The organism is Acinetobacter corruptisaponis (genome assembly GCF_030053775.1).
In the GTDB taxonomy this organism is placed as follows: Bacteria; Pseudomonadota; Gammaproteobacteria; order Pseudomonadales; family Moraxellaceae; genus Acinetobacter; species Acinetobacter corruptisaponis.
Map to the genome: position 1 here is coordinate 606,104 of NZ_CP125669.1, position 14,638 is coordinate 620,741.

Here is a 14,638-nt window from a genome sequence, read left to right on the forward strand (position 1 = left end):
ATATACACCATACGCCTAAACAACGATGCTGTTAAGTCACTTCATTTAAGATTTTATTGACAAAATGGGCTTAACTTTTCCAAATAAACTGTGAAAAGCTATGTTCAGCCTTTAAGCTATTTTCAACAGCCTGAGCCAATTGGCGAATAATGCTTTGTGTCTCAATCTTTTCAAACCAAGCCTGTTCCTGCTGAGGATTTGCGGAAATCTGACACAAGATATGTCCCTCAGTATCTTGCTGCGAACATAAGATAGAGAGTGGAAGCTGATGGTTATCGATACGAACCTCGATTTTCTCATGCTCATGACGGATATGCTGAGCATCAAAACCATATTGTTCCAGTTGCTTATACAGTAGTGCAGCCACGTATTCTTGCGTGATATAGCATTCATTGGGTGGATGATCAATCACCCCATGTTTAGGGCAATCTGCTATAAATTGCAATGTTTTCATGGTATTCCCTCTATTTTTATGTTTTTACTCTGGATCACAGAATAAAGCCTACTAGTTCGGTAAGAATTATTATATATACAATTGTCTTTAATTGATTAGCCGATTGTCTTACTTCTTTTGCTAAATTGATAAATTTAGACCTGATTAGATATGTACATATCCAAACCTAACATTTTTATTATTTAAACGTTTTATTGCAGTGACAAACAACTTGTTTTTATTGATAAGTAAATAAGAAATGCAGCATTTGAGCAAGCCAAACACTGCATTTTCCAATTGGCTTATTGATCTACAACCTGTAAATCTAGACCTGCCGCATTGGCAAGTTCAGTAAAAGTTGGGAAACTGGTTGCCACTGTTTCCGTACCGTGAATGATGATTTCGCCAGAAGTACGCAAACCTGCAATACTAAAACTCATGGCAATACGGTGATCGTGGTGCGATTCAATTTCTCCGCCTGCGAAGATTGCTGACCAGTCACCAGACTTACCCTTACCTTCAATGATGATACCGTCATCAGTTGGGGTGCAGTCAATACCCATGACTTTCAAACCATCCGCCATCACCTGAATACGGTCAGATTCTTTCACGCGAAGCTCAGCCGCACCTGTTAATATGGTTTGACCTTCGGCACAAGCTGCTGCAATAAATAATGCAGGGAATTCATCAATCGCCAAAGGCACCTGATCTTCAGGCATGTGAATGCCTTTGAGTGTACGGGAACCCTTGATATGAATATCGGCAATCGGCTCACCGCCCGCAATACGTTCATTTTCAACGCTGATGTCAGCCCCCATTTGCTTGAGGATTTCAATCACACCTGTACGAGTTGGGTTGATGCCCACTGCTTCAAGGATCACATCAGCACCCTCGGTAATCGCAGCACCGACCATAAAGAATGCAGCGGATGAAATATCTGATGGAACTTGAATATTTGTTCCAATTAGCTTGCCACCACCAACAAGCGAGATTTTATTGCCTTCGGTTTTTACCTCATAACCAAAGGCACGTAGCATGCGCTCAGTATGGTCACGAGTCGGTTCAGGTTCAGTTACCGAAGTTTCACCCTCGGCCCATAAACCTGCCAGTAAAATCCCTGATTTCACCTGAGCAGACGCCATAGGTAAATCGTATTGAATCCCTTTTAAATTCTGGCTGCCTGTAATGCTCACTGGCGGTGTGCCTTTCTCACCTGTGGTCTGAATCTGTGCGCCCATTAAACGTAATGGTTTTGCAATACGTTCCATTGGACGTTTAGACAATGACGCATCGCCTGTCATCACTGAATCAAACTTTTGTGCTGACAACATACCAGATAGCAGACGCATACTGGTGCCTGAGTTACCCATATATAAGGCACTGGCAGGCGCTTTTAGACCTTGCATGCCTACACCATGAATGGTCACCTCACCATTTTTTGGGCCTTCGATGCTGACCCCCATATCACGGAATGCCTGTAAGGTTGCCAACGCATCCTCACCCTCAAGGAAGCCAGTCACATGGGTTGTGCCTTCCGCAATCGCCCCAAACATGATGGAGCGATGTGACACTGACTTGTCACCTGGCACGGTGAATTTACCTGTAAATGTTTTCTTGCCTGGTAAAATGGTAAATTGCTGTGTCACCTTGTTTTTCTCCATCAAAGGTTTTTTGGCTAACATATGGTTAAAGTGTTGGCGTGCCGCTTGCGCATGTCCAAGCAGCCCCATCAACGCCTGAGAATCTTCATTTTCAATCAGTTGCTTTAAAACAGAAAGTTGCTGCTCAAAGCCAGCAACCGCATTTAGAATTGCGGTTTTATTGGCAAAGAAAATGTCATGCCACATCTGCGGATCACTGGCGGCAATCCGAGAAAAATCCCGAAAACCACCCGCCGCATAGCGGAAAATATCTAGATTATCTTCACGGTTGGCCAGTTGCTCGACCAAGTTGAATGCCATCAAATGTGGTAAATGACTGGTATGTGCCAACACTTCATCATGTTTCGACACATCCATACAAATCACTTCGGCTTTGGCGGCTGACCAAAGCTGAATCAGTTTCTGCACCGCCCAATCAGCACTACTTGGCAATGGCGTTAGAATCACTTTATGATTGGCAAATAAATCGACTTTACCTGCATGAACACCAGTATGTTCCGCACCTGCAATTGGGTGCCCAGGTACAAAACCAATCGGCAGATGTTCACCAAACACTGCTTTGGCTGCATCCACCACATTGCCTTTGGTACTACCCACATCGGTAATGATAACATTCTCTGCAAGATAAGGTTTGATCTGTTCCAACACTTTTTGCGTAGCACGAACAGGCAATGCCAAAACAATTAAATCCGCACCCTGAACCGCTTCCTCAGGATTTGCGTAACCCTGCTGAATCAATCCCAATGCTTTGGCATCTTCCAATGTTTTTTTTGAGCGTGTTGAAGCGACAATTTCAGCTGCAAGTTGTTCTACCACAATCACACGCGCAAGGCTTGAACCAATCAACCCAAGTCCAATAAATGCAACTTTTTTAAACAATACTTTAGAAACAGATGCTTGAGACATAAAAGATGTTTGCCTAATGAGACGACTTTGATATGGATAGATGATTCATCCACCTATCCATACGATAAAACAGTTTTATAAAACAGCGATTGGATAAGAACCTAGTACCCGCAATTCTTTGACCATTGGACGGATTTCATCCAGTGCAGCCGCCACATTGTCCTGATCAATATGCCCTTCCAGATCAATAAAGAATACATAGGCCCATTTTTCAGGTAAGGCTGGACGGGTTTCAATACTGGTCAGGCTGATTTGATGCTTGGCAAATGGTGCAAGGATTTCCAGTAAAGCCCCTGCACGATCATGTGCTGAAATCAACAATGAAGTTTTATCATTGCCACTTTGTGGAATTTTCTCACGACCAATCACAAGGAAGCGTGTGGTATTTTCAGGATTATCTTCGATATTGCTATATAAAATCTCAAGATTGTACATACTGGCCGCAATATCAGAGGCGATTGCAGCCGAATGCCATTCATTACGAATACGGCGAGCCGCTTCCGCATTTGAATTTAAGGCTACACGCTCCACCCCTGGATAATGTGCATCTAACCACTTGCGGCATTGCGCCAAGGTTTGCTGATGCGCATAAATCTGCTTAATGCTGTCTTTACGGGTATTTTCAGACACAAGGAATTGATGATGAATCCGCAATTCAACCTCACCAATCACGTTTAAAGTCGATGCCTTAAAACAGTCCAGCGTATGGTTGACAATTCCTTCTGATGAGTTCTCGACTGGAACTACACCATAATGGGCACTGCCCGCTTCCACTTCACGGAATACTTCGTCAATGGTTGGCAATGGACGCACCACCGCATCCTTGCCAAAATGTTTCAGCACGGCGGAGTGGGTATAGGTTCCTTCTGGTCCTAAAAATGCGATACTTTGCGGTGCCTCAAGTGCCAGACATGCCGACATGATTTCACGGAACAAGCGTGCCATGGTCGCATCGGACAATGGCCCCTGATTGCGCTCCATCACCTTGCGCAAAACCTGAGCTTCACGTTCAGGGCGATAAAACAGTGGATTGTCTTCGGCTGCAAACTTCGCCTTGGCTACGGCTTCCGCCAAAGTGGCACGGCGATTGAGTAATTCCTGGATTTGTTGATCAACACTATCAATATCGTTACGAATTTGTTCTAAATTAAGTGAAGTCGATGTGTTTTGTCCATCGTTTACCATTGAATGCAGCCTCAGCAAAATCATCTATAAGAATGGATTACAATTCATCTGTGAATTGGTTATCTGGGCTAGTATAACAAGACTTTAAGCTATTAAACACGCTGAGTTTTAACTCTTTTCATGATTCAACTTTATTGATAATGATTTTCATTATATATTTCATGCTAAATTTTAGTTCTCGTGAATAAGCCATGTTAAAACGTCTCAGTATTTTGACTTTCTCCTTAATGATCAGTACTCAACTGAGCTTTGCCCAACCAGCTTCAACGACTTCTGGCAATTCAGCTTTACAAGTCAATGCCCTGACCCAACAAAGCTTTATCCTGAAATCTAAATACACGTCACATGATTACCTAATTCAGGTTTCAGTTCCCAATACTGAGACTCCAACGCAAGGTTTCCCTGTGCTTTATGTACTCGATGGCAACGCAAGCTTTGACAGTGCTGCCAACATTGCCAAATCTGTAGGTGCTGGCGCAAATCGTCTTGGTTTAAGCCCTGTTGCGGTTGTCGCTATTGGCTATCCTGACGAGAAAACCTTTGCTGTCGAAAAACGTGCTTTAGACTACACACCCAAAGCATCGGAAGATGTGCAAAAACAGGCTAAATATCAATATGGTGGTGCAGACCAGTTCATTCAGTTTATTGAAAAAGAGCTGAAACCAGCAATCAATTCACGGATTAAGGTCAATCCACAACAACAAAGCCTGTTTGGACATTCATTTGGTGGATTGTTTGTATTACATGCTTTCTTTACCCAACCACAGAGTTTTCAACGCTATATCGCAGCAAGCCCATCTTTATGGTTTGATAATCAAGTACTATTTAAGCAACAGGCAAACTGGCTTAAGCAAAAACCTGAAAATACCCATGCCATGCTGATGACCACAGTTGGCACGCATGAAGATAAAGGTCCAGTGAATAGTGATCGTTCCCAACAGGATAGTTTTTATCAAAATTTTCAGGCACAGCGTTCCGAGCAATTTTTATTCTGGAATTTTAAGCATCCAGCAGAACAGCATTTAACCAATCTCTATGCCAGTTTACCTAAAGCCATCATGTTGGCTGGTTGTAAAGATGGTAAAAGCTGCTCGGCCTTATTTGATGAGGCAATAAAACCTTAAATATGGAATTGATCTTGGGAGAAAGATTATTTTCCTCTCAAATCTCAACATTTCTTTAGGAAAGCTTGGGATATAATTTATTCAATATTCTCTTAAATGAAATAAAATAATGAATAAAATCATTCTACTTTCTATACTTAGTCTTGCCAGCATTCAATTAACGGGCTGTATTGGATGCTATAACCCTACAGGTTGCAGCCGTGACACCTCACCTTACTACATCACCACAACAACGACTCAAGTACGTGGAATTACGGTGCCACCACAAAGCAAGCTAAAATATAAAGCTCAGCATTCTTTTCAGAAAGAACAGCAAACACAGCCATTAAATGAAAAGGATTTGACCGATATCAAGTTACCGCCTGATACGGCAATCATTTGGGGTGGAATGCCATCTTATATGTTTATTCAATTCTTTAATTCACAAATGAAAGGTTTTTCTGTTTATCCTGCTGATGGGTTCTCTCCCCAATCAACAAATGAATTTATTAGATTATGGCAAAGTTGTGCAAGTGATCTAGATATCACCTTAAAAAATCCACATGACTGGTCGTTTAATCCTGACAATATGGAAGTCCGAGGTTGCGGTGTAAATATTCAAAAAAGAAGTGAATATAATAAAAATTGGCCTAATCAGGATCAGGCAGATGTATTTCTAATTAAAATCAATCAGGCATTAAAGAAATTGCCAAAACAACAAAGCTATCCTGTGGTGCATACCCCAATAGAAAAATAGTATCTATCATAAATCAGCCTGCTCGAAAGCAGGCTGATTTATCAAGATTAATTAAGCTTTACCAATCAATCCACGTGCCACGATTTCTTTCATGATTTCATTGGTACCACCGTAAATACGCTGGATACGTGCATCAACAAAGAAGCGTGAAATTGGATATTCAGTCATATAACCATAGCCACCAAATAACTGAAGCAAGTTGTCAGCAACTTTCATTTGCATGTCAGTACTGAAGCTCTTGAGTGCAGCCGCAGTTTCAACATCCAGTTTGCCCTCATTATATAAAGCCACGTTTTGATTATAGAAAGCAGCAGTTGCCAATTCATCAATCTTCGCCTGAGCCAATACGAAACGTGTGTTCTGGAACTGGGCGATTGCCTGACCAAACGCCTGACGCTCTTTTACATAAGCGGTTGCCATATCAATTGCACCACGAATGGCACCAAGAGCTGTCGATGCGATAGCAGTACGCTCACGTGGTAATTCCTGCATTAAATAAGCAAAACCTGAACCTGCATTGCCCAATAACTGGTCTTTAGGTACTTTGACATTATCAAAGAAAAGCTCTGAGGTATCTTGTGAATGCAAACCAATCTTGTCCAGATTAGTCCCTTTTTTAAAGCCATCCAGATGGGTATCAACCAACATCAGTGATACACCTTTGGCACGGGCCTGTGGATCAGTCTTCACTGCCAGAACCACAACATCAGCATGCTGACCATTTGAGATAAAGGTTTTAGAACCATTTAACACATAGTGATCACCCTGCAAAATTGCACTGGTACGCATGGCCTGCAAGTCTGAACCAGCACCAGGCTCAGTCATACCAATTGCTCCAACCACTTCACCAGACACCATTTTTGGCAACCAGTACTGTTTCTGCTCTTCTGACCCAATATGTTGGATATAAGGTGCAGCAATTTCAGAGTGACACGAAATACCAGTTGATAAGGCACAATAACCAGCACGCGCAGATTCTTCAACCAACATCAATGAATAATGGGTTGGTACGCCATAACCACCATATTCTTCTGGCACGTCTACGCACAGGAAGCCATTTTCACCCAACAATGTCCAAACAGAACGCGGCATAATGCCCTCGCGTTCCCATTTTTCATAATGAGGTGCAATGTGTTCACTCATAAAACGTTTAAAGTTGTCACGGAAGAGTTCCAAATCTGCATCGTAAGCTAACATCTTTATTTCCTTTCGCTTTCATTTTTCTTGAAAATTTGCTTCGCAGCCATGCTAATGATTTTTAGGTAGGATGTCATGTCCCTTTTGCATCAAATCACCCGACTGATTCGGTCAATAATTTTGTTTGCAGCCATTATTTTCGAGACCCAATTGCTTATTGAATAAACAGAACCTCTGATTTTTTACGCTAAATGCATCACTTTTATGTCATATTAATTTTAATTCTTCACCATGACTGCAAATACGATCATGAATACCAAACGCAATATTTATAAAGATGCTGAACATCCTTTCGCCCAATACATACGAATCATTGGTAAAGGTAAGACGGGTGCACGTTCACTGACTTATGATGAGGCCTATCGGGCTTTTAGCATGATCTTAAAAGATGAAGTGCTGGATGTTCAGCTAGGTGCTTTTTTAATGTTGTTACGGGTTAAGGAAGAATCTGTTGATGAACTGGCTGGTTTTGTTCAGGCAACGCGTGATCAACTTAATTTTCAACCGCTAGATGTTGATCTGGATTGGTCATCCTATGCTGGTAAACGTAAACATTATCCGTGGTTTTTATTGGCAGCATTAACACTGACCCATCATGGCTATAAAATAGTGATGCATGGCGCATCGGGTCATACCATTAACCGTGTGTATACGGAACAGGTTTTACAATACTTAGGCTATTCGATTTGTCAAAATGAAGTAGATGTCAAAGAACAACTAGAAAAACATAACTTTGCTTTCCTGCCACTGGAAGTGATCTCACCGATTCTGAGCGAACTCATTTCACTCCGAAATGTTATGGGCTTACGTTCACCCATTCATACCCTTGCCCGCCTAATTAATCCCTTTAATGCCAAAGCCACTTTACAGGCCATTTTTCACCCTGCTTATCGAACCTCACATCAACACACCGCGTTTCGTTTAGGTTATCAAAATAGTGCGGTGATTAAAGGTGAAGGAGGTGAATTTGAACGGAATCCTGATGCAAAAACCCTGATTTGTGGGATTAAAGACGGTGAGCTATATGAACATGAATTGCCAAAACTGACACCTGAGCGTAGCCCTATAGAGGAAGAACTCGATCTTGAGGTGTTTAAAGCAGTTTGGTTAGGTCAGCAGCAACATGAATATGGGGAAATGGCTGTTATTGAAACCATGGGGATTGCCTTATATACCATGGGTGTGGTCAAGGATTATGATGAAGCCATGATTAAAGCAAAAGAGCTTTGGAATAGTCGCTAGGATTTAGCTGGCATTATCTTTTTCCAATTGATCTGGCAATTCAAATATTGCTAGGTCTTCGGCTTGAATTGAGTCGCAAGAAAGTTAATTGTGATCGCAATAAACCATAAAAAAGTACAATAGAAATCCCAGTCTTGGATTTTATTGATTCTAAAATAAAGTATTGCTGTAGCATCTAAAACAACAATCAACCAAACTATATATTGTGAAAATAAAAATATTTTTTGATTCCGTCTAAATCTGAATAATAGAAAAATAGCTATAATTAATACAGCGGCATTCAGTAGAACAAGGCTTATCCCATTCATAAACATGAAAAAAACTTCTTTTTATTTGTAAAAATATTGTTATTGAAAAGAATAATGATCTGAACGCAAAGATCAGATCATTTAACATGACTAAAAATCAAACAAACCGAATCGGCTTAAACTCAGGTTCATGCTTGTGATGATCATCATCACACTCCTCACCCTCTTCTTTTGTGCCACGATCAATATAGCCACTACGCTGTTCTTCTGGTAAATGTTTCATTTCCCATGCATAAACAGCCTGCATACAGGTTTCACGTTGTTCTTTGGTCAATGTAATACCATTTGGCCATTTGCCAATTTCAACGGCTGTCTTTAAGCGCTCAACAATTTCAGGATTTAAAACAGCGAGCATTTGTTCAATATTCATGAGTCATCCTGTTGAAAAGATTCAAAATCTTGATTCCAGCCCAGTTTGGTACGGCAAGCCATATAAAAATCATAACCAGGCGGATGCAATAAGCTTAGTTTAAACGGATGTTTGCGAATATGCACAGTGTCACCCACATTTAATGCAACACTATGTTGTCCATCGGCGCTGACCATAGGTAAAACCCGATTTTCACGAATGGTAATTTTAATCTCACTTTGTCCACCAACCACAATCGGACGAGAGGACAAAGTATGCGGATGCATGGGCACCAATGCAATCGCATCCATACTTGGATGCAAAATAGGTCCACCACCAGACAATGCATATGCTGTCGAACCCGTTGGAGTAGACACAATTAAACCGTCACTGTGCTGACGATAGACATATTGCCCATCAATACTGAGTTCGAAATCAATCATATGGACTGATCGTCCAGAATGTAGAACCACATCATTTAATGCAATTGCATCATAAATGGTTTCACCATTGGATCGAATTTCCATTTCCAGCAGGAAACGGCGATCCAGCTGAAAATGTCCCTGCAACACCTGATCTAGTTTAAAGATTGCTTCGGCAGGTTTAATGTCGGTTAAAAAGCCCAGTCGCCCACGGTTAATCCCAATCACAGGGGTATTATAGCGAACCAAGGCGCGTGCAGCATGCAGTAGTGAACCATCACCGCCCACTACAATCACTAAATCCACGACTTCGCCCAATAAATTACGGCTGACAGTCTGTCCATGGCTATAAGGTACGAGTTTCGCTGTTTCCTGATCAAAGACAGGATTTAAACCTAAGGTGATCAAGTGATCATGAATCAAACATAAGGTTTCTACTACAGAATCTTTATCTGGTCGCCCAATCAAACCAATATTTCGAAAGGATTTATGTGAAATTTGCACGAATAATTCAGCTCCGCTGCGCTTCCTGACTATCATATCATTAACTATCAGAATTTCGTTGACGATTGATTAAAAAGTATAAAAATGTCTATTCGTTGTTTTTTTACCCACTTAATGTCAACACATTCTTAAAGTTTTTATTGCATGTTGCTATTTATTCACAGTTTTACGATTGCAAATTGCGCATAAGCTATCGCATCATTAGCCCCATTGTTTTGATTTTAACGCAAATCTATGAAGTGTGAACGTGGTATCGGTTTTCTTGCGCTAATTTTTTCCATTTTAGTGATTGGTGTTTTTATTGCCTTTAGTATCTATCTGATCCGTCTGGATAATATTATTCGCAATAAGTTTGAAGGTCAGCGCTGGGATATTCCAGCCAAGGTATTTGCTCGTCCTCTAGAAATCTATGCAAATGCGCCAATTACTCAGGAAAACTTCATTCAGGAACTGAAATTACTGGGTTATAAAAATACCGCAAACTATGAAAAATCAGGTAGCTATGTCACCCAAGGCAGCCAGATGTATGTACATACACGTGGTTTTGACTATGGTGACAGCAATGAACCTGAACAAGTGCTTGAAATTGGTTTCCTGAATGGGCAGGTCGGTGAAATCCGCTCAACCAAACCATCAAACACAGGCATTGCACGGCTGGAACCTTTATTGATTGGTGGTATTTACCCACAGCATAATGAAGACCGCGTACTCATTAAACTGGATAAAGTACCGAAAACGCTGATTGAGGCCTTGATCTCAACTGAGGATCGCAACTTCTATCACCATCACGGTATTTCAGTTCGTGGCACTGCACGTGCCTTGGTCAGCAATGTTACGGGTGGTAAACGTCAAGGTGGATCAACACTCACACAACAGTTGGTGAAAAACTTTTATCTTTCTCCTGAAAAAACTCTGAAACGTAAAGTCAATGAAGCGCTGATGGCGTTATTGATTGAACTGCATTACAGCAAGGATGAAATTCTTGAAACCTATCTGAATGAAGTCAATTTAGGTCAAAATGGCAGTTATTCCATCAATGGTTATGGTCTGGCTTCACAGTTTTATTTTGGTTTACCTTTACGTGAACTCAATATTTCCCAACAAGCCTATTTGGTTGGTTTAGTACAGGGCCCTTCTTTATATAATCCTTGGCGTAATCCTGAAGCGGCAAAAAAACGCCGTGATGTTGTACTGAACAATATGAAAGTCATGGGTTACCTCAGTGAAGCTGAATATCAGGATGAAATTGCACGTCCTTTGAATGTGGTGAGCAAACCGACTTTAGGACCTGCGAAATTCCCTGATTTCCTTGACATCGTCCGTCGTCAGCTACGCACCGAATATCAGGAAAGTGACATTACCAATCAGGGTTTAAGAATTTTTACCACACTGGATCCAATCACACAGATTCAGGTGCAAAATGCGTTTAAAAATTCAGTTGATCGTCTGGCGAATGCCAATCCTGCCCGTTTAAAGAACTTACAGGGTGCCATTCTTGTCGCTCATCCTGACAATGGTGAATTGGTTGCCGCTGTGGGATCGACTCAGGACTTTACAGGTTTTAACCGTACAGTGGATGCTAAACGTCAGGTAGGTTCTTTATTAAAGCCGATCATTTATTTAAATGCACTTGAGTCAGGCCGTTATACATGGGCAAGCCCAATTGAAGATACAGCCGTCAGTATTCCAATTGATGGTGATAAAAACTGGACACCCAAAAATTATAGCGGTGGTGAACACGGTGTGGTTCCAATGCAGCAGGCTTTGGCAAATTCATACAACCTTTCTACTGTACGTTTGGCGAACGAGTTTGGCCTATCTACATTTACCAATAAGCTCAGACAGTTTGGGGTAAGTTCAGATATTCCAGCCTACCCATCCATTTATCTGGGTGCGGTGAATATGTCACCAATGGAAGTGCTGAGTGTTTATGGAAACTTCGCGACAGGCGGCTTTAAATACCCTACCCGTTCTATCCGTACTGTTGTGGATGCAAAAGGACATTTATTAGAGCGTTATGGTTTGAATGTACAGCAAACCATTGACCCTGCCGCCGCCTACATCCTGAATTATGGTTTACAGCAAGTTATGCGTTCAGGTACGGGCCGCTCTGCCTATGGCAGCTTGCCTGAATCACTGAATCTTGCAGGAAAATCAGGGACAACCAACGATACACGCGATTCATGGTTTGCGGGTTATTCTGGTAATCATGTCGCTGTGGTCTGGTTAGGGCTGGATGATAACAAGGTTACTGGTCTGACAGGTTCCTCTGGTGCATTGCCAGTCTGGACCAATGTCATGAAACAGCTTCGTCAGGAACCTGTAAATCTTCGTCAAACCGACAACGTTCAGTGGCAGTGGATTGATAGCGCTAGCGGTGATCTTTCTGCCGAGGGCTGTGATGGCGCATTGTATATTCCATTGCTTCGTCAAACTGTACCTCGCCGTGCAACAGTTTGCGGTCAGTCTCATTATGAAGTTGAACCAACCTATATGCCTCAGGATGGTACATCAGAAAATGATCATGATGATGGCATAAACAACTATATTCGAGAAAGCGAAAACCAGATGGACAATGATTTATCAAATCATACGCCAACACGCATCATTTCGAGTGGTAGCTACAGCGGTGAAAATTAATTTCTACAGGGATTTGGACATGATCAAGAAAATAACTTTCGCAATTGGTGTACTTGTACTGGCTGGCTGTACCGCCACCCCAGAAAAAGTCACGACCACTAAACCTGTCAATCCACCAGCAGGCACAAATACGCAGAAGAAAAAAGTGACTCCGCCTGCTTCTGGTGTAAAAGTCATTCCGTATGATCAAAAAGAGATTAAGCGGCAAACCGTGACACCGCAGGTTGTGGTACCTGAACAAAAGGTGCAGCAGAAGTTTAGCAATGATGGTGCCCAACTTCCCGCCTTTAGGACCCTGATGCAAAAAACCCAGACCGCTTATAAAAGTCAGCAACTTGCAGAAGCAGAACGTTATGCGCTTCAAGCCCAACGGATTGCACCGCAGGCTTCTGAAACCTATTTATATCTGGGTCTAATCGCCAACCAGCGAAAAGAGTATGCCAATGCCGAGGCCTTGGCACGCCGCGGTTTAAGCTATGCACAGAGCAATGCCATGAAAAAGCAGCTTTGGACAATTGTGCTTCGTGCCAGCGAAGCACGTAATCATCCAGTCAAGGCACAGGAAGCGAAAAAAGCAATTCAGTCACTTTAGCCTTGTTACTGGATTGATTCAAACTGGCGAATCCCCGCAAGCCCATAAGCATGATGTTTCTGGGCTTGTTCCAGATCAGTAGGCGCAACACCACCTAAAGCAAAAACAGGAATATCACTTTTTTCAGCGAGTTCAGCGAAACCCTCCCATCCCAACACTTTCGCTTCAGAATGCGTCTCAGTTATATTCACAGGACTTAAAAGCACCGCATCACAGCCAATATGATGTGCATGTTGCAATGAGACTGCATCATGACACGCTGCAATAAAACGTTTCCCTACAATTAATTCACCTTTCTTTAATCCCATCAGCTGTGATTGTTTTAGATGAACCGTGTTAATTTTTTCCTGAAATGCTGAATCCAGCTGATTCCAGATTTCAAAATTCACAATGAGTTTTTGATACTGCTCATCAGTGAGTGTTTCTAACTGCTGCTCAATCATATCAATACTTTCATTCTGTATCCGCCAATAAAATAGACTTTCCTGCTGCGGGAGTTTGGTCAACTGTTCATTCACCTTAATCAGATGTGGCCACACCAAACGTTGCAGAATCACATCATTGGCTTTAGGAAAATTTAATTCTTTCAGTTGGTCACGATTGTACCAAGCCCAAGGCTGGTGAATCAGTTCCAGTAACGCATCTGGTACATAGGCATGAAAGATATGCAAGTTCACAATCACATCATCATATTCATGGCGAATCACATCAAAACCATGCCAGTCCTTTAAGCCAATGCCCACCTCTTCATAAATTTCCCTGCGGCAGGTCTGCTCAGGTGTTTCTCCCTGCTCAACTTTCCCTCCAGGAAATTCATGCTTATTGCCCTGATGTTGATTGGCCTGACGCCACCCCACCAATACCTTGGATTTATGCAATAAAATTGCAATCGCAACATCAATGACATTCTTTACTATCACAGTCCACATCCCTCATCTTTACAGAGTAAATCCCTGTCATTCATCAATTTGCACATCGTTCTGAAAAAAACTTATAAATGATTTTGTAAATTATTCAAATTTACGTTGACAGGTCTATTCGATAATGATTATCATTTAAAACGTTAGATAATACACCACGGAGCATAACAAATGAACGCACCATTTAACCTATTCACTCGTAGCACTGATGCAACTCAATCCTTACCAATGTTGCATTCAAACAACCTATTTGCCCTAGGCCGCGAAATTCGCATTATGCACGCTGGTGAAGAGTATCGCCTACGCCTCACCCGTAACAACCGTCTGATTTTAACCAAGTAAAATAATAATAATCGGATAATAATAAACGTGGAAATAGCAGTATGTCAGCGCGTACTGCTTTTTAATTCATCTAAAAA

At 41.7% G+C, this 14,638-nt stretch carries 13 protein-coding genes; 6 read left to right on the forward strand and 7 right to left on the reverse strand.

Annotated elements, in window-relative coordinates; all coding sequences use genetic code 11:
* Window positions 1–70: 70 nt before the first annotated feature.
* The 3 genes from QLH32_RS03030 to pheA all read right to left on the reverse strand — a co-directional run bounded on the left by QLH32_RS03030 (window position 71) and on the right by pheA (window position 4,185).
* Complete coding sequence (locus QLH32_RS03030) at window positions 71–454, reverse strand: hypothetical protein (protein WP_267979672.1); 384 nt, start codon at window positions 452–454, stop codon at window positions 71–73.
* Window positions 455–735: 281 nt separating this feature from the next.
* Window positions 736–3,000 (reverse strand): bifunctional prephenate dehydrogenase/3-phosphoshikimate 1-carboxyvinyltransferase, encoded by a 2,265-nt coding sequence (locus tag QLH32_RS03035; protein WP_283268017.1) that lies wholly within the window; start codon window positions 2,998–3,000, stop codon window positions 736–738.
* A gap of 75 nt (window positions 3,001–3,075) precedes the next feature.
* The gene (gene pheA / locus QLH32_RS03040; protein WP_267979674.1) at window positions 3,076–4,185 is read right to left on the reverse strand and encodes a prephenate dehydratase; all 1,110 of its coding nucleotides are present in this window, start codon (window positions 4,183–4,185) and stop codon (window positions 3,076–3,078) included.
* Between the two features lie 191 nt (window positions 4,186–4,376).
* On the opposite strand from pheA, the gene QLH32_RS03045 reads away from it, so the two are divergent.
* The gene (locus tag QLH32_RS03045; protein ID WP_283268019.1) at window positions 4,377–5,309 is read left to right on the forward strand and encodes an alpha/beta hydrolase; all 933 of its coding nucleotides are present in this window, start codon (window positions 4,377–4,379) and stop codon (window positions 5,307–5,309) included.
* Between the two features lie 109 nt (window positions 5,310–5,418).
* The gene (locus QLH32_RS03050; RefSeq protein WP_283268020.1) at window positions 5,419–6,045 is read left to right on the forward strand and encodes a hypothetical protein; all 627 of its coding nucleotides are present in this window, start codon (window positions 5,419–5,421) and stop codon (window positions 6,043–6,045) included.
* 51 nt (window positions 6,046–6,096) lie between these two features.
* On the opposite strand, the gene QLH32_RS03055 is transcribed toward QLH32_RS03050, so the two are convergent.
* Window positions 6,097–7,242, reverse strand: coding sequence for an acyl-CoA dehydrogenase family protein (locus QLH32_RS03055; protein WP_267979677.1), 1,146 nt, complete (start codon window positions 7,240–7,242; stop codon window positions 6,097–6,099).
* A 249-nt stretch (window positions 7,243–7,491) separates the two neighbouring features.
* On the opposite strand from QLH32_RS03055, the gene QLH32_RS03060 reads away from it, so the two are divergent.
* The gene (locus tag QLH32_RS03060) at window positions 7,492–8,484 is read left to right on the forward strand and encodes a glycosyl transferase family protein (protein WP_283268021.1); all 993 of its coding nucleotides are present in this window, start codon (window positions 7,492–7,494) and stop codon (window positions 8,482–8,484) included.
* Between the two features lie 405 nt (window positions 8,485–8,889).
* Here QLH32_RS03060 and QLH32_RS03065 read toward each other — a convergent pair whose 3' ends face one another.
* A complete protein-coding gene (locus QLH32_RS03065; RefSeq protein ID WP_283268022.1) occupies window positions 8,890–9,162 on the reverse strand; it encodes a YeaC family protein in 273 nt (90 codons plus the stop codon).
* Window positions 9,159–10,067: an NAD(+) kinase gene (locus QLH32_RS03070; RefSeq protein ID WP_004679704.1), complete on the reverse strand. Its 909-nt coding sequence runs from the start codon at window positions 10,065–10,067 to the stop codon at window positions 9,159–9,161. Before QLH32_RS03070 ends, QLH32_RS03065 begins: the two co-directional genes overlap by 4 nt.
* 234 nt (window positions 10,068–10,301) lie before the next feature.
* Between QLH32_RS03070 and mrcB the strand changes: the two genes are divergently transcribed.
* Window positions 10,302–12,707, forward strand: coding sequence for a penicillin-binding protein 1B (mrcB, locus tag QLH32_RS03075; protein ID WP_283268023.1), 2,406 nt, complete (start codon window positions 10,302–10,304; stop codon window positions 12,705–12,707).
* A 19-nt stretch (window positions 12,708–12,726) separates the two neighbouring features.
* A complete protein-coding gene (locus QLH32_RS03080) occupies window positions 12,727–13,299 on the forward strand; it encodes a tetratricopeptide repeat protein (RefSeq protein WP_283268025.1) in 573 nt (190 codons plus the stop codon).
* A 5-nt stretch (window positions 13,300–13,304) separates the two neighbouring features.
* Here the strand turns inward: QLH32_RS03080 and QLH32_RS03085 are convergent, their stop codons facing one another.
* Window positions 13,305–14,228, reverse strand: a complete 924-nt coding sequence (locus QLH32_RS03085) for a thiamine phosphate synthase (RefSeq protein WP_283268026.1) — start codon at window positions 14,226–14,228, stop codon at window positions 13,305–13,307.
* Window positions 14,229–14,390: 162 nt separating this feature from the next.
* Here QLH32_RS03085 and hemP point away from each other — a divergent pair, with 162 nt between their 5' ends.
* On the forward strand, window positions 14,391–14,561 hold the full coding sequence (gene hemP / locus QLH32_RS03090) for a hemin uptake protein HemP (RefSeq protein ID WP_004679713.1): 171 nt from the start codon (window positions 14,391–14,393) through the stop codon (window positions 14,559–14,561).
* Window positions 14,562–14,638 lie beyond the last annotated feature (77 nt).